26 protein-coding genes are annotated in these 21,736 nt (G+C 60.7%); 16 read left to right on the top strand and 10 right to left on the bottom strand.

What is annotated here, in order from left to right; translation table 11 throughout:
• The first annotated feature begins 43 nt into the window (after nucleotides 1-43).
• The 4 genes from GM655_RS11975 to maiA are packed head-to-tail and all read left to right on the top strand — an operon-like array spanning nucleotide 44 to nucleotide 3,643.
• Complete coding sequence (locus GM655_RS11975) at nucleotides 44-580, top strand: VOC family protein (RefSeq protein ID WP_155434927.1); 537 nt, start codon at nucleotides 44-46, stop codon at nucleotides 578-580.
• Nucleotides 577-1,596, top strand: coding sequence for a fumarylacetoacetate hydrolase family protein (locus GM655_RS11980; RefSeq protein WP_155434928.1), 1,020 nt, complete (start codon nucleotides 577-579; stop codon nucleotides 1,594-1,596). The genes GM655_RS11975 and GM655_RS11980 overlap by 4 nt, the downstream gene beginning before the upstream one ends.
• 51 nt (nucleotides 1,597-1,647) lie before the next feature.
• Nucleotides 1,648-2,967: an MFS transporter gene (locus GM655_RS11985; RefSeq protein WP_155434929.1), complete on the top strand. Its 1,320-nt coding sequence runs from the start codon at nucleotides 1,648-1,650 to the stop codon at nucleotides 2,965-2,967.
• Between the two features lie 31 nt (nucleotides 2,968-2,998).
• Entirely contained in the window at nucleotides 2,999-3,643 is a 645-nt protein-coding gene (gene maiA, locus GM655_RS11990) for a maleylacetoacetate isomerase (protein WP_155434930.1), read from the top strand.
• A 12-nt stretch (nucleotides 3,644-3,655) separates the two neighbouring features.
• Here the strand turns inward: maiA and GM655_RS23245 are convergent, their stop codons facing one another.
• The 6 genes from GM655_RS23245 to GM655_RS23375 all read right to left on the bottom strand — a co-directional run bounded on the left by GM655_RS23245 (nucleotide 3,656) and on the right by GM655_RS23375 (nucleotide 9,783).
• Nucleotides 3,656-4,570: a GGDEF domain-containing protein gene (locus GM655_RS23245; protein WP_371866792.1), complete on the bottom strand. Its 915-nt coding sequence runs from the start codon at nucleotides 4,568-4,570 to the stop codon at nucleotides 3,656-3,658.
• A gap of 248 nt (nucleotides 4,571-4,818) precedes the next feature.
• Nucleotides 4,819-5,985: an ABC transporter permease gene (locus tag GM655_RS12000; RefSeq protein ID WP_155434932.1), complete on the bottom strand. Its 1,167-nt coding sequence runs from the start codon at nucleotides 5,983-5,985 to the stop codon at nucleotides 4,819-4,821.
• A complete protein-coding gene (locus GM655_RS12005) occupies nucleotides 5,982-7,139 on the bottom strand; it encodes an ABC transporter permease (RefSeq protein ID WP_155434933.1) in 1,158 nt (385 codons plus the stop codon). The genes GM655_RS12000 and GM655_RS12005 overlap by 4 nt, the downstream gene beginning before the upstream one ends.
• Before the next feature lie 4 nt (nucleotides 7,140-7,143).
• Complete coding sequence (locus GM655_RS12010) at nucleotides 7,144-7,833, bottom strand: ABC transporter ATP-binding protein (RefSeq protein ID WP_155434934.1); 690 nt, start codon at nucleotides 7,831-7,833, stop codon at nucleotides 7,144-7,146.
• Between the two features lie 6 nt (nucleotides 7,834-7,839).
• Nucleotides 7,840-9,054: an efflux RND transporter periplasmic adaptor subunit gene (locus GM655_RS12015; protein ID WP_371866793.1), complete on the bottom strand. Its 1,215-nt coding sequence runs from the start codon at nucleotides 9,052-9,054 to the stop codon at nucleotides 7,840-7,842.
• A 192-nt stretch (nucleotides 9,055-9,246) separates the two neighbouring features.
• Nucleotides 9,247-9,783: a DUF4114 domain-containing protein gene (locus tag GM655_RS23375; RefSeq protein ID WP_196308758.1), complete on the bottom strand. Its 537-nt coding sequence runs from the start codon at nucleotides 9,781-9,783 to the stop codon at nucleotides 9,247-9,249.
• Nucleotides 9,784-9,988: 205 nt separating this feature from the next.
• On the opposite strand from GM655_RS23375, the gene GM655_RS12025 reads away from it, so the two are divergent.
• From GM655_RS12025 to GM655_RS12080, 12 genes are all read left to right on the top strand, one after another.
• Entirely contained in the window at nucleotides 9,989-10,828 is an 840-nt protein-coding gene (locus tag GM655_RS12025) for a uracil-DNA glycosylase family protein (protein WP_155434937.1), read from the top strand.
• Nucleotides 10,829-10,895: 67 nt separating this feature from the next.
• A complete protein-coding gene (gene iscR, locus GM655_RS12030; protein WP_155434938.1) occupies nucleotides 10,896-11,372 on the top strand; it encodes a Fe-S cluster assembly transcriptional regulator IscR in 477 nt (158 codons plus the stop codon).
• A gap of 25 nt (nucleotides 11,373-11,397) precedes the next feature.
• A complete protein-coding gene (locus tag GM655_RS12035) occupies nucleotides 11,398-12,654 on the top strand; it encodes an IscS subfamily cysteine desulfurase (RefSeq protein ID WP_155434939.1) in 1,257 nt (418 codons plus the stop codon).
• A gap of 33 nt (nucleotides 12,655-12,687) precedes the next feature.
• Entirely contained in the window at nucleotides 12,688-13,077 is a 390-nt protein-coding gene (gene iscU / locus GM655_RS12040; protein WP_155434940.1) for a Fe-S cluster assembly scaffold IscU, read from the top strand.
• Nucleotides 13,078-13,147: 70 nt separating this feature from the next.
• Nucleotides 13,148-13,471 carry an iron-sulfur cluster assembly protein IscA gene (iscA, locus tag GM655_RS12045; RefSeq protein ID WP_155434941.1) on the top strand — a complete coding sequence of 108 codons (324 nt, stop codon included), beginning with the start codon at nucleotides 13,148-13,150 and terminating at the stop codon, nucleotides 13,469-13,471.
• 6 nt (nucleotides 13,472-13,477) lie between these two features.
• Complete coding sequence (hscB, locus tag GM655_RS12050; protein ID WP_155434942.1) at nucleotides 13,478-13,996, top strand: Fe-S protein assembly co-chaperone HscB; 519 nt, start codon at nucleotides 13,478-13,480, stop codon at nucleotides 13,994-13,996.
• Between the two features lie 133 nt (nucleotides 13,997-14,129).
• Nucleotides 14,130-16,010, top strand: a complete 1,881-nt coding sequence (gene hscA, locus GM655_RS12055) for a Fe-S protein assembly chaperone HscA (protein ID WP_155434943.1) — start codon at nucleotides 14,130-14,132, stop codon at nucleotides 16,008-16,010.
• 19 nt (nucleotides 16,011-16,029) lie between these two features.
• Complete coding sequence (fdx, locus tag GM655_RS12060) at nucleotides 16,030-16,371, top strand: ISC system 2Fe-2S type ferredoxin (RefSeq protein ID WP_161034826.1); 342 nt, start codon at nucleotides 16,030-16,032, stop codon at nucleotides 16,369-16,371.
• A gap of 1 nt (nucleotide 16,372) precedes the next feature.
• A complete protein-coding gene (gene iscX, locus GM655_RS12065; protein ID WP_155434944.1) occupies nucleotides 16,373-16,567 on the top strand; it encodes a Fe-S cluster assembly protein IscX in 195 nt (64 codons plus the stop codon).
• Entirely contained in the window at nucleotides 16,554-17,462 is a 909-nt protein-coding gene (locus GM655_RS12070) for a class I SAM-dependent methyltransferase (protein WP_155434945.1), read from the top strand. The genes iscX and GM655_RS12070 overlap by 14 nt, the downstream gene beginning before the upstream one ends.
• A 16-nt stretch (nucleotides 17,463-17,478) precedes the next feature.
• Nucleotides 17,479-18,501: a low-specificity L-threonine aldolase gene (ltaE, locus tag GM655_RS12075; protein WP_155434946.1), complete on the top strand. Its 1,023-nt coding sequence runs from the start codon at nucleotides 17,479-17,481 to the stop codon at nucleotides 18,499-18,501.
• On the top strand, nucleotides 18,498-19,241 hold the full coding sequence (locus tag GM655_RS12080; RefSeq protein WP_155434947.1) for an rRNA pseudouridine synthase: 744 nt from the start codon (nucleotides 18,498-18,500) through the stop codon (nucleotides 19,239-19,241). The genes ltaE and GM655_RS12080 overlap by 4 nt, the downstream gene beginning before the upstream one ends.
• Nucleotides 19,242-19,295: 54 nt before the next feature.
• On the opposite strand, the gene GM655_RS12085 is transcribed toward GM655_RS12080, so the two are convergent.
• From GM655_RS12085 to GM655_RS12100, 4 genes are read right to left on the bottom strand one after another with little or no spacing between them, the layout of a single operon-like run.
• Nucleotides 19,296-19,850 (bottom strand): RDD family protein, encoded by a 555-nt coding sequence (locus GM655_RS12085; RefSeq protein WP_155434948.1) that lies wholly within the window; start codon nucleotides 19,848-19,850, stop codon nucleotides 19,296-19,298.
• On the bottom strand, nucleotides 19,840-20,682 hold the full coding sequence (locus tag GM655_RS12090) for a DUF3106 domain-containing protein (protein WP_155434949.1): 843 nt from the start codon (nucleotides 20,680-20,682) through the stop codon (nucleotides 19,840-19,842). The genes GM655_RS12085 and GM655_RS12090 overlap by 11 nt, the downstream gene beginning before the upstream one ends.
• 2 nt (nucleotides 20,683-20,684) lie before the next feature.
• On the bottom strand, nucleotides 20,685-21,089 hold the full coding sequence (locus tag GM655_RS12095) for a DUF3619 family protein (RefSeq protein WP_155434950.1): 405 nt from the start codon (nucleotides 21,087-21,089) through the stop codon (nucleotides 20,685-20,687).
• Nucleotides 21,086-21,655, bottom strand: a complete 570-nt coding sequence (locus GM655_RS12100) for an RNA polymerase sigma factor (RefSeq protein WP_155434951.1) — start codon at nucleotides 21,653-21,655, stop codon at nucleotides 21,086-21,088. The genes GM655_RS12095 and GM655_RS12100 overlap by 4 nt, the downstream gene beginning before the upstream one ends.
• Between the last annotated feature and the right edge of the window lie 81 nt (nucleotides 21,656-21,736).

The following is a 21,736-nucleotide window of genomic DNA, read 5'->3' on the forward strand; positions in this document are numbered from 1 at the left end:
TGAATTTGGCTTTTAATGGCGCATGTCCTAGTTGGAGGCAATCATGAAAATCAAGCAAGTACACCACGTCGCCTACCGCTGCATCGACGCTAAACAGACTGTCGAGTGGTATGGCAAGCACCTCAATATGAACTTCGTTCTGGCCATCGCCGAGAACGAAGTTCCGTCCACCAAGGCACCGGACCCGTATATGCACGTGTTCCTCGATGCCGGCAATGGCAATATCCTGGCGTTCTTCGAACTGCCGACCCAGCCACCGATGGACCGCGACCGCAACACCCCGAACTGGGTGCAGCATCTGGCGCTGGAAGTGGAGTCCATGGACGAACTGCTGGCGGCCAAAGAGCGTCTGGTGGCGGCCGGTATCGATGTGATCGGCCCCGTCAATCACACGATATTCAAATCGATCTACTTCTTCGACCCCAATGGCCACCGGCTGGAACTGGCGGCCAACACGGGCACGCCGGAGATGATGGAGCGCCTCGACGCCGTCAAATGGGAAATGCTGGAAGAATGGGCACAGACCCGCAAAGCACCGAAACACGCCGCGTGGATGCACGCACCGGAGGCCAAGGCATGAAACTCGCAACACTGAAAGACGGCAGCCGTGACGGCCGCCTGGTCGTGGTTAGCCGCGATCTGTCGCGTTACCAGCACGTACCGAAAATCGCTGCCACCATGCAGCACGCACTCGATAACTGGGAGCTGGTCGCGCCGCGGCTGGAACAGGTGTATGCCGCGCTGAACGCGGGCGAACTGCTGGATACCCAGCCGTTTGACCAGAGCTTCTGCCACTCGCCGCTGCCGCGCGCCTACCAGTGGGCCGATGGTTCGGCCTATATCAACCACGTGGAGCTGGTGCGCAAAGCCCGTAATGCGGAAGTGCCAGCCTCGTTCTATTCGGACCCGCTGATGTATCAGGGCGGCTCGGATAGCTTCGTCGGTCCGCGTGATCCCGTGTATGCGCTGTCGGAAGAGTGGGGCATCGATCTGGAAGCCGAAGTGGCCGTGATTACTGGCGACGTGCGCATGGGCGCGAGCCTGGACGATAGTGCCAAGGCCATCCGGCTGGTGATGCTGGTGAATGATGTCTCGCTGCGCAACCTGATTCCTAACGAACTGGCCAAAGGCTTCGGCTTCTTCCAGTCCAAGCCAGCCAGTGCCTTCTCGCCGGTGGCCGTCACGCCGGATGAACTGGGCGCACACTGGGCCGACTGCAAAGTGCATCTGCCGCTGCTGGTGGAACTCAATCACCGACCGTTCGGCAAACCGAATGCGGGCGAAGACATGACCTTCAATTTCGCCCAGCTGGTAGCGCACGCTGCCACCACGCGCGAGCTGGTGGCAGGTACCATCATCGGTTCCGGCACGGTGTCCAACAAGCAGGGCAACCTGCATGGCTCCAGCATCGAAAACGGCGGTGTGGGCTATTGCTGTCTGGCCGAAGTGCGTATGTACGAAACCATCGAAACGGGCAAGCCGCAAACCAGCTATCTACACTTCGGCGACACCGTGCGCATCGAAATGCACGATGGCCAGGGCAGCAGCATATTCGGTGCGATCGAACAGACCATCACCCATTACTCGGAACGTTAATTTTCCGGTAAGCTCACTTCGCGTACCCCACGCAGAAAGGCAGCGCAGCAGATGCAGTATGCACCCGTTGATATTGCGGCACTGGTCGAGCGTAATCCCATCAGCCGCTTCCAGCTCGGCGTGTATCTGCTGTGCGGCCTGTGCATCCTGATGGATGGTTTCGACGTGCAGGCCATGGGCTATGTGGCGCCGGCCATCATCCAGCAGTGGCAAGTCAGCAAAGCCAGTCTGGGGCCAGTGTTCGGCGCGGGACTGTTCGGCATGCTGGCCGGTTCGCTGTTGTTTAGCGTGCTGGCCGACAAGCTGGGCCGCCGCCCGATACTGATAGGCGCTACGCTGTTCTTCTCGGTCTGTATGCTGCTCACCCCTGCCTGCAGCACGCTGGAACAGCTGCAGTGGCTGCGCTTCATTACCGGCATAGGGCTGGGCGCCATCATGCCGAATGTGATGGCGCTGGCCGGTGAATACAGCCCGCGCCGGCGCCGCGTCACGCTGATGATGCTGGTGTCCTGCGGCTTTACGGTGGGCGCTGTCGTGGGCGGGCTGGTAGCGGCCGCCGTGATGCCCATGTATGGCTGGCATGCGGTGTTCTACATCGGCGGCGCGCTGCCGCTGCTAATCGGCCTGCTGATGCTGTGGATGCTGCCGGAGTCCATGCAGTTCGTCATCCTTAGTGGCAAGCGCATAGAGCGGGTGGCCATTTGGCTGCGCCGCATCGATCCGGCCTTCACGCCGCAGCACGGGCAGGGTTATCTGGTGCCGCAGCAGGTCGATAGCCGGGGCTCCGTTACCGCCCTGTTCAAGGCAGGCCGGGCCCGCACCACGCTGCTGCTGTGGCTGGTGAATTTCCTCAATCTGCTCAATCTTTACTTTCTGTCCAACTGGCTGCCGACCATCCTCAAGGATGCGGGACTGTCCACCAGCGCGGCCGTGCTGGCCGGTACCATCCTGCCCGTGGGCGGCACCATCGGCACACTGGCCATGGGCCAGTTGATTGACCGCTCCAGCTTCCGCCGCGTACTGATCCCCAGCTTCCTGCTGGCGGCTGCGGCGATTGCGCTGATCGGCCAGTCACAGCATCTGCTGGCGCTGCTGTGCGTGGCGATACTGGTCGCGGGCTTCTGCATCGTGGGCGGCCAGCCGGCCGTGAATGCGCTGGCAGCGAACTACTATCCCACCACGCTGCGTTCCACCGGCATAGGCTGGAGTCTGGGCGTGGGGCGCATCGGTTCCATCATCGGTCCTTTGCTCGGTGGAGAACTGCTGCGCATGAACTGGCCGAACAGCACCATCTTCCTGATAGCCGCCGTGCCTGCGCTGCTGTCCGCACTCATGCTGTGGATGATGGCTACGCCTGCAGGGCAGGACTGAAACGACTAACCGAACCATTCCGGATCTGACCATGAAGCTCTATACCTATTTCCGCAGTTCCGCCGCCTACCGCGTGCGCATCGCCCTGAATCTGAAAGGGCTGGCCTACGATGCCGTGCCCGTGCATCTGCTGCGCGACGGCGGCGAACATCTGCATCCGGCCTATCGCGCCGTCAATCCTGCCGGCCTGCTGCCGGCACTGGACGATGGTGGTGCGGCCATTGGCCAGTCGCTGGCCATCATCGAATATCTGGACGAGACCCGGCCAGACCTGCCGCTGCTGCCCGTCGATGCGGCCGGCCGTGCGCGTGTGCGCGCACTGGCGCTGACCATTGCCGCCGATACTCATCCGTTGGGCAATCTGCGCGTACTCAAGTACCTGAGCGGGGTGCTGAATGTGACGGAAGAGCAGAAGCTGGCGTGGCTGCACCAGTGGATGAGTGCAGGGCTGGCCTCCTTTGAGCAGTTGCTGGCGACGGATGCGCGCACCGGCCGTTACTGCCACGGCGATACGCCCACGCTGGCCGACTGCTGTCTGGTGCCACAGGTGTTCAATGCCCAGCGCTTCCAGCTCGATCTGAGTCCATACCCGACCATCATGCGCATCCATGCGGCCTGCGCCGAGCTGCCAGCGTTCCAGCAAGCACACCCTGCGCAGCAGCCGGACGCAGAATAAGACCGCGGTGGTCTAGCCGTTGCACATTACGCGGTTGCGGCCCGCTTCCTTGGCTTGATAGAGCGCCTTGTCGGCGCGTGATACCAGCGTCGACGGTGTATCCAGGGTGTTTTCCGGCGGCGCCATGGCCACGCCTATGCTGATGGTGAAGTGTATGCTTTCGCCCTTGTCGCCTTTGACTTCGAGCGCGGCGATTTCCTGGCGCAGCCGTTCCGCCGCGCTAGTGGCGACCTCGATCGAGGTTTCCGGCATCAGCAGCACAAATTCCTCGCCGCCGAAACGCGAAGCCATATCGATATTGCGCACGCCCTCGGCCAGTGCCCGCGCAACGGCGATGATGACGCGGTCACCGGCTTCGTGGCCGTACTGATCGTTGACGTTCTTGAAGTGGTCGATGTCGGCCATCAGCAGCGACAGCGGGTGGCCGAAGCGGCGGCCACGATCCAGCTCGCGGTTGATCTGCTCCGTCATGCGGCGGCGGTTACCTATGCCGGTCAGCGGATCGGTGGTGGCCAGCTGCTCGAGTTTGGCGTTGGCCTGCATCAGTTCCTGCGTACGTTGCAGCACGCGTGCTTCCAGCTGGTTGCGCTCGTCGTGCAAAGCATCGAGCGTCACCCGGCGCGAGCGCAGCGCAAAAATCAACGCGGAGATCAGCAAACCCTGCAGAATGATCAGACTGCCGCCGAGCAGGATCTGCCACCAGTAGCGCTCGAAGATGGAAGCCGAAGCGTCTGGCCAGCTGGCCGTAGTAGGATGCTGGGCCAGATTGGCGCGCGGTTGCACGGGCTGGCGCGGCACCAGGCCCCCGGCATTATCCGGCGCCGCAGGGATGGGCAGGCGCAGGCTGTCGCCATTGCGCCACTGGCGCCGTTGCGGAGCGGTTTTTTCCGTCAGCTGCTGGCGTAGTTCGTGCAGATATTCGCGCACGGGCAAACGTTTCGGGAGTAGCTCGCCGGCGCTAGTTGGTAGCGGAAGACTGCATATACTCAGCAGCGCCATAGCGCACAGCCAGGTGGCGCTGGGGCGGGCGAGAGGGCGGCGCTGGTGTGGCATGCTGACCTGCTTGAGTGGCAGTGGTGGCTAGACTATTAATGATGAATTGAGTCTAGCATGCTTTGTAGGGATGTGCTTTTAGCGTTGTGGTAAAGCTGTTGCATACGCCACAGCGTAGCGGCTCAAGCGGCACGCAGGGCGTCGACGATGGGCATGCGGGCCGCGCGCAGCGCAGGCAGGAAGCCGCCTATGCCGCCCATGGCTAGCGAGAACAGCAAGGTTTTCACGATGATGGCACCAGTCAGACGGAAGCCGAAAGCCAGTTCTGAAAACGATTGGAAATTGGTGGTCGAGAAGGAGATGAACTGCATCAGCGAGGCGCAAGCCAGTCCCAGCGCACCGCCTACCACGGCCAGCAGCATGGATTCGCTGAGGAAGGCGGCCAGGATGCTGCGGCGCTGGAAGCCCAGTGCGCGCAAGGTGCCGATTTCGCCCACACGGTTGGCCACCGAGGCATACATGGTGATGGTGGCGCCTATCATGGCGCCGATGGAGAAGATCACGGACAGGATCAGACCCAGCACGCTGATGAAGGTAGACAGGGCTTTGGATTGGTCGGCATAGAAGGTCTGCTCGCGTTTGGCGTCGAGCGTCAGGCGCTGGTCATTCTCGATATCGTGCTTGAATTGCTCGAAATGGCGGCTATCGGCCAGCCGCAGCACCATGGCGGAATAGGCATTGCGGCGGAAGGCCGGCATGAGCTGGTCGGCATCGCCCCAGATTTCCGAGTCGAAGCCGCTGTTGCCGGCGTCGTACAGACCTACCACGGTCCACTCGCGCTGGCCGAAGCGGATCTTCTCGCCTATGCCGGCGCCGTTGAAGCGGCGCGCAACGCTGGCGCCTGCAATGATTTCCGAAGCACCGGAACGGAACATGCGGCCTGCCGTCAGTTTCACCTGCGGGCGCAGCGTCAGCGCGTCGTGCGCGATGCCGCGGATGATCACGTTGGACGGCTTGCCCGAGTCGCGCTTGATCAGCGAAATCAGCACCACGGTTTCCCTGGATAGCCATGGCTGTCCCGTTGCATCGCGCGCGATGGCGGGGTGGCTGGCGGCGATGTTGGCCTGCACCCGGTCGATAAAACTCTGGACTTCCGTCTCAGCCCCGCGCCGCACCAGTACCACGTTATCGTATTCGCCGGTGGTCACCATGGTGTTGCGCAGCCCTTCGTCCAGCATCAGCACGGTGGCAAATACAAACACCACCAGCGCCAGACCGGCAGCCGTGAGCGCCGTAGTCAGGCGGCGTGCCCACAGATTGCGTGCCACGTAGGACAGTGGAATCTTCATCCTATGCTCCGCAGGCCGTCGACGATGCTGATGCGCACGGCGCGTATGGTGGGCGCTATCGCGGCCACGGCGCCTATCACCAGCGCGGCAGCTACTTGCAGCAGCACCGTCAACTGGGACACCTGAAACACGGGGAACATGGTGCCCATGACTTTGCCGAGGAAGACGGCGAAGGGGAATAGCAGGGCTATGCCTATGGCCGCGCCTACCAGTGCCAGCAGCATGGATTCGCCGAAGATCATCAGCGAAAGAAAGCCGGGGCCGAAGCCGAGTGCCTTGAGCGTGGCATATTCGCCCAGACGTTCGCGTGCGCTCATGGCCATGGTGTTGGCCATCACGGCTGCAATGATGATGATCACCACGAAGGACACCACACGGATGGCCACGACGATGGCTTCCGACATGGAGACGAAGCTGAGCTGGAAGGCTTTCTCTGTTTCGGTCAGCGTTTCGGCCAGCGAGTTGGCGAATTCCTTATCCACGGCGGCGGAAATGGCGGCGGCGTTCTCCGGCTGGTTGATCTGCACTACATACACGCCGATCTGATTGGCACGGCGCGGTATGATCTTCTTGATGGTTTCGTTGACGTAGTCCCAGTGGAAGAACAGGGTGGCCGTATTGGTGCTGCTCTGGCGGCCATCGTAAATGCCGCGCACGACGAGCTCCCAGTTGCCGGGATAGATGGTGCCTTTGAGGGGGATGGTGTCGCCCACCTTGAAGCCATACTGGTCGGCCAGCTTGCGCCCGACAATGCAGCCCTTGCGATCATGCAGGAAGGCGGCGCGCTGCTCGGCGGGCAGCAGATAGTCGGGGTAGATATTCAGGTAGCTCTCGCCCGAGACAGCGAATTGTGCGAAGAAATTCTTGGGGTCTTTGTAGATGCCCTGGAACCAGTTGGCATAGCCCACGCCCGTCACGCCGGGCACGGCGCGGATGCGCGCCTGGTAGGACAGCGGCAGGGGGAACACCAGCGAGGTTTTGTTGCGGGTGACCAGGGTGGTATTCGAAGCGCCTTCGGAACCGGCATACCATGCGTCTACCACCGTCTGCAGCAGGCCGAAGGAAAAGATCGCCACCACCAGACCGAGCACTGTCAGGCCCGTGCGCAGCTTGTGGCGCATGGCGTTCTTGATGATCAGCCGCAGCGAATACATGGTGTCAGGCTGCCTGTCCGGCGATCAGTTCGCCCTTTTCCAGATGGATCAATGTGCGCGCCTGCGCTGCCGCTGCCGCATCGTGGGTCACCATGATGATGGTCTTGCCCAGTTGCTGGTTGAGCTGCTGCAGCAGGGCCAGAATCTCGCTGGCCGAGGCGCGGTCCAGATCGCCCGTCGGTTCGTCCGCCACGATCAGCGTAGGATCAGTGACGATGGCGCGCGCAATGGCCACGCGCTGCTGCTGGCCGCCGGACAGTTCGTTGGGCGTGTGGTCCATGCGGTCGGCCAGATTGACCATGGCCAGCGTCAGTTCCACCCGCTCGCGCCGTTCGCGCCGCGACAGGGGTGTGAGCAGCAGCGGCAGTTCCACGTTTTCATAGGCCGTCATCACCGGCATCAGATTGTAAAACTGGAAAATGAAGCCCACGTTCTGGGCGCGCCAGCGCGCGAGGTCCGATTCGCCCATGCCGGCGATATCGAGGCCGTTGATGCGCAATACGCCGCTATCGGGTTTGTCGATACCGGCGATCAGATTGAGCAAGGTGCTCTTGCCCGAGCCGGAAGGTCCCATCAGCGCGGCAAATTCGCCGGCCGGAATATTCAGGCTGATATCGCGCAGCACTTCCACCACCTGATCGCCACGGCGGTAGGACTTGACCAGATGTTCTATCAATACCAGTGGTTCGCTCATGGCGGCCTATTTCTTGTTCAGGCTAACGGCTGCACCGTCGTGCAGCTTGGCGTCCGGCGTCAGCACCACCTTGTCGCCCGCCTTCACGCCCCGGATTTCCACCAGTTCGCCCAGCTTGCGCCCCTGGGTGACGGCCACCTGTCTGACCTTTTCGCCGTCCAGCACGAACAGCACGGATTTGCCGTCACGCGAGGCGATGGCGGCCGCCTGCACGCTGGTCACGGCCTGCCGGTCTTCCGGTGGCACGGCTTTGGAGAGGAAGGCCACTTTGGCGCTCATATCGGGCAGCACGCGCGCATCGCGCTCGCTAAAGCGCACTTTTACGAGCAAAGTGGCTTTGCTGCGGTCTATGGTCGGTACCATGCGCGAGACGGTGCCGGCCAGATGCAGTTCGGGGAAGGCATCGAGCGTGATGTCGGCTGGCTGGTCGACGCGGATCTTGCTCAGATTCGACTCGGACACGTCCGCTTCCACTTCCAGCGTGCTCATGTCGGCGATGGTGACGACGGCGCCCTTGCTGTCGGCGGCGGACGAGTAGGGCGTGATGTTGTCGCCCACGTTGGCGTTCTTGGTCAGCACCACGCCATCGAAGGGGGCGCGGATCAGTGTCTGGTCCAGCGCCACCTGTGCTACCTGCGCGCTGGCGCGCGCCGCAGCGATGGCCGCCTGATAGCCGGCGATATTGGCTTTGGCCTTGCTCAGGCGGGCCTGCGCCGCATCATAGGCCGAGGCCGTAATGAATTTCTGCGCCAGCAGTTCGCCCGTGCGCTTGAAATTGGCCTGCGCATCGGCCAGCTCGGCCTGGCCCTGTTCCAGATTGGCCTGCGCCACCTTGATATTCGCCTGCGCTTGACCCAGTGTGGCCGAGACGTCGCGGTTTTCTAGCCGGGCGATGATCTCGTCCTTCTTGACGGCGCTGCCTTCCAGTACGCCCAGCCATTCCAGCCGGCCGGTGGCTTTCGAGGACAGCGAGGCTTTACGCTGGGCCACCACATAGCCGGTAGCGTTGAGCAGGGTGTAGCTCTGGGACGGGTAGGACTGGGCAACGGTAACGGTTTCCACGCTGGCACTGCCGTTGATCTGTTTGCTGGCGATGGCGGCCACGGCCAGCAGCACGGCACCAGCAAGGACGGGCCTGACCCAGCGCCGGCGTGCGGGACGCGCACTGGCTGTGGCGGGATTGCGTTCGATCTTGAGTTTGGAAATATCGGGAGCGGTCACGCCTGCCTCTGCATTAGGGTCTAAGGGTGCCTCAAATAGTGCTGCAAAATTATGCAAACATCAAGCGCGCCGGATTGGCGCAGCATCCAATGCGGGCGCGTTCATCGCCGCTGCTGACGTGCACAGGCAAAAAAACACGGCGTACCGTAGAGACTCTACGGTACGCCGTCTTAACAGGAGAGATGCGCCGGATTACTTGGCTTTGCGGCGACGGGCCAGCAGACCCATCAGGCCAAGGCCACCCAGCATCATGGCGTAGCTTTCTGGTTCTGGTACAGCAGCGGTCACGTTGGTGACTTTGAACTGGATGTCGTTGTAATCACGGTCGCCACCGCCATACAGATCTTCAAAACCTACCACGGCGGTGTTGTTGCTGGTCTGGGTTACGGCAGCGTGGAACACGTTGTCCTTGTTGACGGAAGCGGGGCCCATGTAGAAGTTGTCACCGGTGTTGTCGACATGGATGCTGAAATTCAGGATGGTGCCGGCATTGTAGGTGCCCAGATCGATGGTGGTGCCGTTGGCGGTGTGATGGCCGCTGAACAGTTGGGTACCGGAATTGTCGAAGAACACCACGTCGTTGTAGCCAGCATCGGAACCGAGGAAGGTTGCGGTGACCGCACCCGTGTCTTTAACAACGATCTTGCTGCCGACGATGGCAACGTTAGCTTGGGCGGTCAGGGTAGCACCCAGCAGGGCGGCCAGCAGCAACGATTTTTTGAACAGCATTGTTTGTTCTCCGGTAACGATTATTGAATGAGAGAATCTTATCCGAAGATACATTGAGTTGTCAAAATTATTTTTAAGATTCCCTTAATGCAATTTTTTGATGAGTTACAGCGGCGCTATCGTGCGGCCCCTGAACGGGTTGGCAGAAGGGGGGAACGGAGGTTGGGCTACAATTTCGTCTTTTGCTAGAAGGTTTGCAGCTCCTATGACCATTCCTGCCCATTTTCGTGCTGCATTGAATCGTGCCGATGTGTCGTGGCGCCCGCTACTCGTGCAGGGGCTGGAAGCCATCATGGCGGCCACGCCCGACTATCTGCCACAACTGGCTGAGGACGACTACCTGCCCACTGAACAGCGCCTGTTCGCAGCGTTTGAACTGCCGCTCGAGCAGGTGCGCTATGTGCTGGTGGGGGAGGGGCCATATCCGCGTGCTGCCAGTGCCACCGGCGTCAGCTTCATGGATGGGGCGGTGGGCAGCCTGTGGTCGGACCAGTTGGGCGGCGGCTTGTCCAAGCCTGTAAATAAAGCCACTTCGCTGCGCAATTTCATGAAAATGCTGCTGGTGGCGGATGGTCAACTTGATCTGGATGACACTGGCACCGTAGCCATGGCCGGTATCGCCGTGCGTGCCCAGCAGGGCAGCGGCAGCCATATCCTCACGCTGGCCGAGTTGCAGGATAAATTAACCGAGCAGGGGTTTCTGTTGCTGAACGCAGCGCTGGTGTTCCGCCATCACGTTGCGCCGGTCAAAGATGCCCGTGCCTGGCTGCCGTTTTTCGAGACGGTGATGGCGGGGCTGGCCGAACAGGCCAGAGTGGTGCCGACACTGATACTGTGGGGAAAAATTGCGGAAACACTCAGCAAACTGCCGTTGATGCAGAAATTCCCGCAGATACGTGCCGAACATCCCTACAACCTGAGTTTTATTGGCAATGCTGACATGCATGCATTGTTCGGGCCCATGAAGCTGCTGCAGGGGCGGGCGGGGCAGCCGGCGCCAGCGGCTGGCGGGCAGACTTTTTTAAAGTTTGATATACTTGACTAATTCGATCAACTAATCCGCTTATTCAGGGATGCTGAGCGGTCGATATTTTAACCCAACCGAGGTAGTGATGCGTCTGACCACCAAAGGCCGTTTTGCTGTGACTGCGATGATAGATCTGGCTCTACGCCAGGGCAAAGGTCCCGTCACGCTGTCCGGCATCAGCCAGCGTCAGGACATTTCTCTGTCCTATCTTGAGCAATTATTCGGCAAACTGCGCCGCCACGAGATCGTCGAATCCATCCGTGGCCCCGGCGGCGGCTACAGTCTGGCGCGCCGCGCCGACAAGGTCACCGTGGCCGACATCATCATCGCCGTGGACGAGCCGCTGGACGCCACTCAGTGTGGCGGCAAGGAAAACTGCCACGGCGCCGACATCGCCAGCGGCGCGCGCTGCATGACCCACGAGCTGTGGGCCACTTTGAATGAAAAAATGGTTGATTACCTCGATTCCGTATCTTTGCAGGATCTGGTCGATCAGCAGAAGTTGAAGAACGCTGAACAGAACGTCGTGGTGCTGCACCGCAATCACGCCGCTCACGGTTGAGCGACCCCTAACCCGGAGTTACCAGATGAACGCCCCTGAAAAAAATATCGCGCCTGTACAGTTCCAGACGGCCCCGCATTTCCCTATCTATATGGACTACTCGGCTACTACGCCGATCGATCCACGTGTGGCCGACCAGATGATTCCTTACCTGCGCGAACAGTTCGGTAATCCTGCTTCGCGTAGCCACATGTACGGCTGGACGGCAGAGAAAGCCGTGGAAGAGGCACGCGGCCACGTGGCTGCGCTGGTGAATGCCGATGCGCGCGAAATCATCTGGACTTCGGGCGCGACCGAATCGAACAATCTGGCGATCAAGGGCGCGGCGCAGTTCTACAAGACCAAGGGCAAGCACATCATCACCGTGAAAACCGAGCACAAATCGGTGCTGGACACGGTGCGCGAACTGGAGCGTATCGGCTTCGAAGCCACCTATCTGGAACCGCAGGACAACGGCCTGATCACCATCGAACAGCTGACCGCCGCCATCCGTCCGGACACCATTCTGGTTTCCGTGATGCTGGTGAATAACGAGATCGGCGTGATCCAGCCGATCGACGAAATCGGCGCGCTGTGCCGTTCGAAAGGCATCATCTTCCACTGCGACGCGGCCCAGGCAACGGGCAAAGTGGCGATCGATCTGCAGAAGACCAAGGTCGATCTGATGACCTTCACCGCGCACAAAACCTATGGCCCAAAAGGTATCGGTGCCTTGTATGTGTGCCGCAAGCCGCGTGTGCGTATCGAAGCGCAGATGCACGGTGGTGGCCACGAGCGCGGCCTGCGTTCGGGCACGCTGCCGACCCACCAGATCGTGGGCATGGGCGAAGCCTTCCGCCTGGCCAAGGTCGAGATGGACGAAGAGATCGTGCGCATCAAGGCGCTGCGCGACCGTCTGGCCAAGGGACTGCAGGAAATCGAGGAGACCTATATCAATGGCGATATGGATCACCGCGTGCCGCATAACCTGAATGTCAGCTTCAACTATGTAGAAGGCGAATCGCTGATCATGGCGGTGAAAGATCTGGCCGTGTCGTCCGGTTCGGCCTGCACCTCGGCCAGTCTGGAGCCATCCTACGTGCTGCGCGCACTGGGCCGCAGTGATGAACTGGCACACAGCTCGATCCGTTTCACCATCGGCCGCTTCACCACTGAAGCTGACATCGATTTCGCTGTCGATCTGATGAAATCCAAAGTGGGCAAGCTGCGCGAACTGTCGCCACTGTGGGATATGTTCAAAGAGGGGATCGACATTAATTCGATCCAGTGGGCAGCGCACTAATTTTTAAGAAATAGAGAACACAGGAGCACTATCATGGCTTACTCGGAAAAAGTACTCGATCACTACGAAAACCCGCGCAACGTGGGCGCCTTCGAAAAAGGCGATGACAGCGTTGGCACCGGCATGGTGGGCGCACCTGCTTGCGGCGACGTGATGAAGCTGCAGATCAAAGTGGGCGCCGACGGCAAGATCGAAGACGCGAAATTCAAGACCTATGGCTGCGGTTCGGCCATCGCTTCCAGCTCGCTGGTAACGGAATGGGTCAAGGGCAAAACGCTGGATCAGGCGCTGGCCATCAAGAACACGGAAATCGCTGAAGAACTGGCACTGCCACCGGTGAAAATCCACTGCTCGATTCTGGCCGAAGACGCCATCAAGGCAGCAGTTCTGGACTACCAGAACAAACATCCGGCTAGCGCCTAAGTTTGCTGAGCTCCGGCTCGTTATACAATCACGCCGCCGCCACCTTCGTGGCGCGGCGCGGGAGAATCAAATGGCTATCACCCTGACCGAAAAAGCAGCGAAACACATCAACCGTTACATCGAACGTCGCGGCAAAGGCATAGGCCTGCGTTTTGGCGTGCGCACGACGGGCTGCTCCGGACTGGCCTACAAGCTCGAATATGTGGACGAAGTGGCTGATGAGGACAATGTGTTCGAATCGCACGGCGTGAAAGTGTTCGTCGACCCAAAAAGCCTGCCTTACATCGACGGCACGGAACTCGATTTCGCCCGCGAAGGTCTGAACGAAGGCTTCAAGTTCAACAACCCGAACCAGAAAGACGCTTGCGGTTGCGGCGAAAGCTTCCGCATCTGACCAGCCATGCAAAACCACTTCGAGCTGTTCAATCTGCCCCTGCAATTTGCCGTCGACGCGCAAGCGCTCGATAGCGCCTACCGCGACGTGCAGAACCGCGTCCATCCCGATAAATACGTCAATGCCACCGACGCCGAGAAGCGCGTCGCCATGCAGTGGGCCACCCGTGCCAACGAGGCCTACCAGACGCTGAAGCATCCGCAGAAGCGCGCGCAGTATATGTGCGAGCTGGCTGGCGTGGATCTGCAGACGGAATCGAATACGGCCATGCCTATGGCTTTCCTGATGCAGCAGATGGAGTGGCGCGAAGAGCTCGGCGATGCACGTGCAGCGAAAGATGTGGATGCGCTGGAAGGGCTGGATCAGCAACTGCGGCGCGAACGCAAGACGCAACTGGCCGCCATCGAGCAGCAGATCGCCAGCAGCGATTATGCGCAGGCAGCTCAGGGTGTGCGCGCGCTGATGTTCATCGAAAAGCTGAAGCAAGAGATAGACAGTGCACTGAGCCTGCTGGAAGACGCCTGAACGGGCGCGCGGCAGGGCGACAGAGATAGCGCCCGCCACAGCAAGGCCAGCCTAGATACTGGCAGTACAGAGAGACTCAGGCCGGGCATGTCCCGGCATCATCATTTAATCAGAGCCGCACGGCATACACTACATGGCCCTTCTGCAAATTTCCGAACCCGGCATGTCCACTGCACCGCACCAGCACCGGCTGGCGGTAGGGATAGATCTGGGTACCACCAATTCGCTGGTTGCGACTGTCCGCAGCAGCATCCCCGAAGTGCTGAGCGACGAGGACGGCCGCCCGCTGCTGCCTTCCGTGGTGCGCTATCTGCCTAATGGCCATGCCAACATCGGTTACAAGGCGCAGGCTGCGCAGACCACCGATCCGAAGAACACCATCGTCTCCGTCAAGCGCTTCATGGGCCGCGGCCTGGCCGATATCGCCTACGCGGAAAACCTGCCTTACGATTTCCTCGATACGCCCGGCATGGTGCAGCTGAAGACCATCGCCGGCGTGAAAAGTCCGGTGGAAGTGTCGGCGCAGATTCTCGCTACGCTGCGCCAGCGCGCGGAAGATACGCTAGGTGATGATCTGGTGGGCGCCGTGATTACCGTGCCGGCCTATTTCGACGACGCCCAGCGTCAGGCCACCAAGGATGCGGCCCAGCTGGCCGGTCTGAATGTGCTGCGCCTGCTCAGCGAGCCGACGGCTGCCGCGATTGCCTACGGTCTCGATAATGGCTCGGAAGGCCTGTACGCCGTGTACGATCTGGGCGGCGGCACCTTCGATATCTCCATCCTCAAGCTGAGCAAGGGCGTGTTTGAAGTCCTGTCCACGGGCGGCGATTCGGCGCTTGGTGGCGACGACTTTGACCACCGTCTGTTCTGCTACATCCATCAGGAAGAAAAGCTGGCGCCGCTGTCGGAAGAAGATACGGCGGTGCTGATGGTGAAGGCGCGCGAAGCCAAGGAACTGCTGTCCAGTAAAGATGAAGTGACGGTGGATGCGGTGCTCAGTTCGGGCGAAGAAGTGCATCTGAAGATCACGGCGGAGACTTTCCACGAGATCACCAAGCACCTGATTACCAAGACCATGAACGCCATCAAGAAAGCGCTGCGCGACGCCAATGTCGATGCAGACGATGTCGATGGCGTGGTGATGGTGGGTGGCGCGACCCGCATGCCGCATGTGCAGCGTGCCGTGAGCGATTTCTTCCACACCATCCCGCACGCGAATATCGATCCGGACAAAGTGGTGGCGCTCGGTGCTGCGATTCAGGCCAATCTGCTGGCCGGTAACCGCGCTGCCGGAGACGACTGGCTGCTGCTGGACGTGACGCCGCTGTCGCTCGGTATCGAAACCATGGGCGGTCTGGTCGAGAAGATCATCCCCCGTAATTCCACCATTCCTTGCGCGCGTGCGCAGGAATTCACCACCTTCAAGGATGGCCAGACGGCGCTGGCCGTGCATGTGCTGCAGGGCGAGCGCGAACTGGTGACGGACTGCCGTTCGCTGGCCCGCTTCGAGCTGCGCGGCATTCCACCGATGGCCGCAGGTGCGGCGCGTATCCGCATCACCTATCAGGTCGATGCTGATGGGCTGCTGTCCGTTTCGGCACGCGAACTGCGCTCGGGCGTGGAAGCATCGATCAGCGTCAAGCCGTCCTACGGTCTGGGCGATGACGACGTGGCACGCATGCTGCAGGATTCCTATCAGGCGGCCGACGTGGACATGAAGGCGCGCGCCTTGCGTGAAGAGCAGGTGGAAGCGGAGCGCATCATCCTGGCGACCGAATCGGCGCTGGCCGAAGATGGCGCGCTGCTGTCGGCTGACGAGCGCGCAGCGCTCGATGCGCTGATCGCCAGTGTGCGCGGCGTAGTCGCGCAGTCGCAGGCCGGTGCCGTCGATCACAGTGCCGTCAAAGCGGCAGTGGAATCGCTGGCGCAGGGTACGGAAGAATTTGCATCGCGCCGCATGGATCGCAGCGTGCGCAGCGCACTGGCCGGCAAGAAGCTGGATCAGGTCGTTTAAACATTTACAGAGGTTACAAGTGCCACAAATCGTATTCCTGCCCCACGCCAAACTGTGCCCGGACGGCGCCGTCATCGAAGCTGACGCTGGCAAAACGCTGTGCGACATCATGCTGGAAAATGACATCCACATCGAACACGCTTGCGAGAAGTCCTGCGCCTGCACCACCTGCCACGTGCTGGTGCGCGAAGGCTTCGATTCACTCAGCGAAGCGAGCGAGAACGAAGAAGACCAGCTGGACAAGGCATGGGGGCTGGAAGCCGTGTCGCGCCTGTCCTGTCAGGCTGTAGTGGCCGACGAAGATCTGGTCATCGAAATTCCGAAGTACACCATCAACCACGCTAGCGAAGGCGGTCACTGACATGAAGTGGACGGACATCAGCGCGATTGCGGAAGCGCTCTACGACAAGTTTCCCGATATCGATCCGCTGACGATACGCTTTACCGATCTGCATAACTGGATCGTCGAACTGGAAGAGTTCGACGATGACCACACGCGCGGTGGCGAGAAGGTACTCGAAGCAATCCAACAGGCGTGGATCGATGAAGCCAAATAAGAACAAGGCAGCAGGAGCTGCCAAGATCGGCGCAACCGTCACGGGCGCCGACAATATGCCAGAAATCCGCGAAGGCCAGACGGTCGCGCTGCTGCAGGAACTGCATATCCTGACGCGCGACGGCAAGATGAATCAGGACAGCCGTCGCAAGCTCAAACAGGTTTATCACCTGTACCAGTTCATCGAGCCGTTGCTCAAGGATCTGCTGGAAACCAAGGGCAGCATTTCGCTGGTCGATCACGGTGCAGGCAAGTCCTATCTGGGCTTCATCATCTACGATCTGTTCTTCAAGGCACTCAACGATGACTCGCACATCTACGGCATCGAAACACGCGAAGAACTGGTCAAGCGCTCGCAGGAACTGGCGCAGCAATTCAACTTCCCCGGCATGTCCTTCCTGCCGCTGTCGGTGGCCGAGTCCACTGAGTCGAAGCTGCTGCCCGAACAGATCGACATCGTCACCGCGCTGCACGCGTGTAACACGGCCACCGATGATGCCATCGACTTCGCGCTGAAGAAGAAGGCGCGCTACATGGTGCTGGTGCCTTGCTGTCAGGCCGAAGTAGCTTCCGTGCTGAAGAAGAACAAGGGCAAGTCGCTGGCCAAGTCGGCGCTGACGGAAATCTGGCGTCACCCTATCCATACGCGCGAATTCGGCAGCCAGATCACCAACGTGCTGCGCTGTCTGCAACTGGAAGCGCATGGCTATCAGGTCAACGTGACGGAACTGGTGGGCTGGGAGCATTCGATGAAGAATGAGCTGATCATCGCTACCTATAAAGACCTGCCGCGTCAGCGGCCCTCGCAGCGTCTGCAGGAAGTGCTGGAGACGCTGGGGCTGGAAGAAATGGGCCAGCGTTTCTATACGCAGCAAGTGGCCGCGCAAACAACGTAAGAGGGTAGTGCAGAAGATGAGCGGGCTGAATGAACAATGGCTGGATTTACGCAGCGACACCGTCACCCGCCCTAGCGCGGCGATGCGCGCTGCCATGCACGCGGCTGAAGTTGGCGACGACGTGTATGGCGATGACCCTAGCGTCAACCAGTTGCAGGACTATACGGCCGACCTGTTCGGCTACGAAGCGGCACTGTTCGCACCATCGGGTACGCAGAGTAATCTGCTAGCCCTGCTGGCACATTGCGGCCGTGGCGACGAATATCTGGTGGGGCAGGAAGCCCACACCTATCGCTACGAAGGCGGCGGCGCGGCGGTGCTGGGCAGCATACAGCCGCAGCCCATCAGCAATCAGCCCGACGGCAGCCTTGCGCTGGCCGATATCGCGGCGCAGATCAAACCGGACGATATTCACTTTGCCCGTACCCGTTTGCTGGCGCTGGAAAATACTATCGGCGGCAAGGTGCTGGGGCTCGATTATCTGCAGCAGGCCACGGCGCTCGCGCATGAGCGCGGCCTGGCCACTCACCTTGATGGTGCGCGCATCTGCAATGCTGCCGTCAAGCTGGGCGTGAGCCCAAGCGCGGCGGTGGCCGGTTTCGATTCCGTTTCTGTCTGCCTGTCCAAAGGTCTGGGCGCGCCGGTTGGTTCGGTGCTGTGCGGTAGCAAGCCGCTGATCGCCGAGGCCAAGCGCTGGCGCAAGATGCTGGGCGGCGGCATGCGGCAGGCCGGCATACTGGCTGCCGGTGGCCTGTACGCCTTGCAGCATCAGTACGCGCGGCTGGCCGAGGATCATGAGAATGCGGCCTACTTCGCCAGTGAACTGGCCAAGGTGAAGGGCATCACCGTGTCTACGCCGCAGACCAATATTTTCTACGTCGATATTCCGGCCGACGCCTGCCGTGGCCTCAACGACGTGCTGCAACTGACCCGTATCCGCGTTTCGATGGCGCCCCGTCTGCGCATCGTTACTCATATGGATACCTCGCGCGACGATATCGAACGCGCCATTACTGTTTTTGGAGATTTTTTCGGATGACCGAATCCACCACTGATCAAAGCGTCCGCCTCGCCAAGCGCGTGGCCGAGATGCGCCCTTGCTCGCGCCGCGAAGCTGAACTGTATATCGAAGGCGGTTACGTCAGCGTGGATGGCGTGGTGGTGGAAGAGGCGGGTGCACGCGTCACGCCCGAGCAGGAGATTACGATTGCAGCCGATGCGACGCTGCTGGAAGCTGTACCGGTGACGCTGCTGCTGCATAAGGCGGTGGGCGTGAATGGCGGCATAGGCAAGGATGGTCTACCGGCGCTGCACCAGATCAGGCCCGATACGCTGACGCGCACGGCACCGTCGCAGCGCTTCCTCAAACGCCATCTGGCCAATCTGGTACTGACGCTGCCGCTGGAAACGCAGGCCAGCGGTCTGCTGGTGCTGACGCAGGATTTCCGCGTCAACCGCAAGCTGACGGAAGAAGCGGCGCGCATGGAACAGGAGATTATCGTGGAAGTGAGTGGCGAGATTGCCGAGAACGGTCTGGCGCTACTCAATCACGGCTTGCCGTTCAACGGCAAGCCGCTGCCACCGATCAAAGTGAGCTGGCAGAACGAGCGCCGTCTGCGCTTTGCCGTGAAAGGCCCGAAACCGGGCCAGATCGAGCACATGTGCAAGATGGTGGGACTCAGCGTGGTGGCTATGAAGCGCATCCGCATCGGCCGCATCGCCATGTCCAGCCTGCCGCAAGGCGAGTGGCGCTATCTGCAGCCACACGAGCGTTTCTAGGCGCAGCCGCAAGAACGCGGCCTTAGTTCAAAGGCTACAGCAGGCCAGTGTCGCTCAGGCGGCGCTGGCCTGTTTCTTTTTCTTCGGCAGTGGCGGCAGTTGCACCAGACGGGTGCCCGTCAGCTTATCGTGCAGGAACTGGCGGTCGGCATCGAGGAAAGCCGTCATGGCCCACGCCAGTATGCCGACGCCGATGGCGCCCAGCGCCTGCCATTTTTCCAGATGCAGCACGGCGCTGACGATCAGCGCGGGCAGTACCCACATCCAGCTCAGCAGATAGCGTACGGCAGCCGTCTGCAGCGACAGATGGGCGTGGCCGGGGCGGATTACTTTGAGCCGCCACGTGCGCATGGCCAGCGTCTGACCTTCGCGGCTCCACTGATGGATGAAATAGGCACCCAGCACAAGGAACAGCAGGGCCTGACGCGTATGCTCGAGCGCGGGCGTGTGACGCGCCTGTACGATGAATTCGAATATCAGGAAAGGCAGAAACAGCACGGCGAAAGCCAGCAGCGTTTCATACACCATGGAGATCAGGCGGCGACCCACGCCGGGGTAAGTTACTGCAGTTTCGGTAACAGGCGGAGTGGTTGCGAATTTATTTGACATTGCTGCTCGTAGGCTGTGCTGCGGCCGGCACGGGTGCCGGCGTTATGTTGGAAGCATTCGGAATCGTGGCGCCGTCGCCAGTTGCAGGGCTTGCGGTGCCAGTGGTGTAGCCGCCGCCCGTGCTGCTGCCGTTATTGGTGCCGCTGGATCCAGCTGCACTGCCAGCCGGTGCCATATTGCTGGCAGGGGGCATTAGCGGAGCGGGCAGCGGTGCTGGTGGCGCTAAGGCCGGGGCACTGGCCGAACCGTTTTCCGTCACCACCAGTGGCTTGATCGGTGCCACGGTTTTGAGTTTGCTCTGGGCTGCTGTGGGCAGGTTGGCCACCTGTGGCTTCACCGCCGCCTTGGCTGCCAGTTCTTTCTTTTCATCGTCCGACAACTGCTGGTAGGACTCCCATTGCGTGTTCTTCTGCGACGGGTCGATCTTCTTGGCGCGGGCGAAGTTCTGGCGTACCTGACGGCGTTCCTCCGGCGTCATACGCACCCACTCACGCATGCGTTCCTGCACGCGCGCCTGTTCGTCCGGCTTCATCGAGGCATAGCGCTTGATGATGCCCAGCCATTTCTGCCGGCGCAGCGGCTCCATCTGGTCCCATTCGCCAGCCAATGGCGCCAGCGTGTGCTGCTGTTCAGGCGTCAAATCCTTCCAGTGGGTCTTGTCGGCGGCGCTGCCTTTGCCGGCCACGCCGAGTGCACTACCGGCCTTGGCCAGCGGCTGGGCGATGGCAGGCGGCGCATCGGGCTGGTTGCCGAACCATAGCAGGCCGGCGGCGGAACCGAGGATCAGCACCAACGCGACAGAACTCCACTTTGCCTGACGACTTAAAGCCATACTTATTGCTCGCTTTGATTCAGGTAAGCGTTAAAACCGTGGTCCAGATAGGCAGACAGCGGCAGTTCATCGGACAGCACGGCGGCGTCCAGTTCGGCGATTTCGGCGATGTGTTCCTGCTGCTCGTACTGGTAGATGCCGATCAGGCCAGCCACCAGCACCAGCAGCGGCAGGGCCACGCCCATGCGGTTGAACCACGAGAACGACCAGTTGCCTCCTTGAACACCGGCCAGTTCGCTGCGCACGACAGGCGCCGTACGGCGCGCTGCGCCATCCGGTTTCTTGCGTGCGAGCGCCATCTGGCGTGCCTTGGCCAGCCGGTCAGTGGTGGCAGGAGGCAGATCGTCCAGTTGTTCGTTCAGTGCATGGCGCACTTTGTAAGCGAAATTCAGCTCTTCGGTGTTCATAGTGTTATCCCCTTGGCTTTCAGCGTTTCGGCGAGCGCATGCGTTGCTCGGGAGCAATGTGTCTTCACACTGCCTTCCGAACAACCCATAGCGAGGGCCGTTTCGGCCACGTCCATATCCTGCCAATAACGCATGAGGAAGGCTTCGCGTTGACGCGCGGGCAGTTTTTGCACTTCTGCATCAATTATTGCGAGCACCTGATCGCGTTCTAACTGATCGGCGCTCGATTCGGCCGCGGCGCTGCCCTGTTCGGCCGCATAGGTCTCAAGTAGATCAAAATCTTCATGTTCGTCGCCGCTCGGGCCCATGCCGGAAAACAGGCTGACCCAGGTATTGCGAACCTTTTCCCTGCGGAAATAGTCGAGGATGGTGGTCTGGAGTATGCGCTGGAACAGCATGGGCAGCTCGGCTGCCGGCTTGTCGCCGTACTTTTCGGCAAGCTTGATCATCGCGTCCTGCACGATATCAAGCGCCGACTCGTCCTTGCGGACGGCATACACGGCTTGTTTATAGGCCCGGCGTTCGACGCTTTCGAGGAAGTCGGATAATTCTTTGTCTGTGGCCATGCGTAGTGGAATATGCTCGCCGGAAAGCCGGCGCTGGGCCGCTCAGGCGGCTCTGGAACTGAGCGCATGCTAGCAAAAAAT

It is taken from the genome of Pseudoduganella danionis, assembly GCF_009720775.1.
GTDB lineage: Bacteria > Pseudomonadota > Gammaproteobacteria > Burkholderiales > Burkholderiaceae_D > Rugamonas > Rugamonas danionis.

Bases quoted from the DNA above. Each gene is read 5' to 3' on its own strand.
- GM655_RS12085 (WP_155434948.1), bottom strand. From the start codon at position 19,850: ATGTCAAATAAATTCGCAACCACTCCGCCTGTTACCGAAACTGCAGTA.
- GM655_RS23375 (WP_196308758.1), bottom strand. From the start codon at position 9,783: ATGCTGTTCAAAAAATCGTTGCTGCTGGCCGCCCTGCTGGGTGCTACC.
- GM655_RS12100 (WP_155434951.1), bottom strand. From the start codon at position 21,655: ATGGCCACAGACAAAGAATTATCCGACTTCCTCGAAAGCGTCGAACGC.
- iscU (WP_155434940.1), top strand. From the start codon at position 12,688: ATGGCTTACTCGGAAAAAGTACTCGATCACTACGAAAACCCGCGCAAC.
- maiA (WP_155434930.1), top strand. From the start codon at position 2,999: ATGAAGCTCTATACCTATTTCCGCAGTTCCGCCGCCTACCGCGTGCGC.
- GM655_RS11985 (WP_155434929.1), top strand. From the start codon at position 1,648: ATGCAGTATGCACCCGTTGATATTGCGGCACTGGTCGAGCGTAATCCC.
- GM655_RS12070 (WP_155434945.1), top strand. From the start codon at position 16,554: ATGAAGCCAAATAAGAACAAGGCAGCAGGAGCTGCCAAGATCGGCGCA.
- iscR (WP_155434938.1), top strand. From the start codon at position 10,896: ATGCGTCTGACCACCAAAGGCCGTTTTGCTGTGACTGCGATGATAGAT.
- GM655_RS12005 (WP_155434933.1), bottom strand. From the start codon at position 7,139: ATGTATTCGCTGCGGCTGATCATCAAGAACGCCATGCGCCACAAGCTG.
- GM655_RS12035 (WP_155434939.1), top strand. From the start codon at position 11,398: ATGAACGCCCCTGAAAAAAATATCGCGCCTGTACAGTTCCAGACGGCC.
- GM655_RS12095 (WP_155434950.1), bottom strand. From the start codon at position 21,089: ATGAACACCGAAGAGCTGAATTTCGCTTACAAAGTGCGCCATGCACTG.
- GM655_RS12080 (WP_155434947.1), top strand. From the start codon at position 18,498: ATGACCGAATCCACCACTGATCAAAGCGTCCGCCTCGCCAAGCGCGTG.
- iscX (WP_155434944.1), top strand. From the start codon at position 16,373: ATGAAGTGGACGGACATCAGCGCGATTGCGGAAGCGCTCTACGACAAG.
- GM655_RS12010 (WP_155434934.1), bottom strand. From the start codon at position 7,833: ATGAGCGAACCACTGGTATTGATAGAACATCTGGTCAAGTCCTACCGC.
- GM655_RS12025 (WP_155434937.1), top strand. From the start codon at position 9,989: ATGACCATTCCTGCCCATTTTCGTGCTGCATTGAATCGTGCCGATGTG.
- GM655_RS11975 (WP_155434927.1), top strand. From the start codon at position 44: ATGAAAATCAAGCAAGTACACCACGTCGCCTACCGCTGCATCGACGCT.
- hscB (WP_155434942.1), top strand. From the start codon at position 13,478: ATGCAAAACCACTTCGAGCTGTTCAATCTGCCCCTGCAATTTGCCGTC.
- ltaE (WP_155434946.1), top strand. From the start codon at position 17,479: ATGAGCGGGCTGAATGAACAATGGCTGGATTTACGCAGCGACACCGTC.
- GM655_RS12090 (WP_155434949.1), bottom strand. From the start codon at position 20,682: ATGGCTTTAAGTCGTCAGGCAAAGTGGAGTTCTGTCGCGTTGGTGCTG.
- iscA (WP_155434941.1), top strand. From the start codon at position 13,148: ATGGCTATCACCCTGACCGAAAAAGCAGCGAAACACATCAACCGTTAC.
- GM655_RS11980 (WP_155434928.1), top strand. From the start codon at position 577: ATGAAACTCGCAACACTGAAAGACGGCAGCCGTGACGGCCGCCTGGTC.
- GM655_RS12000 (WP_155434932.1), bottom strand. From the start codon at position 5,985: ATGAAGATTCCACTGTCCTACGTGGCACGCAATCTGTGGGCACGCCGC.
- hscA (WP_155434943.1), top strand. From the start codon at position 14,130: ATGGCCCTTCTGCAAATTTCCGAACCCGGCATGTCCACTGCACCGCAC.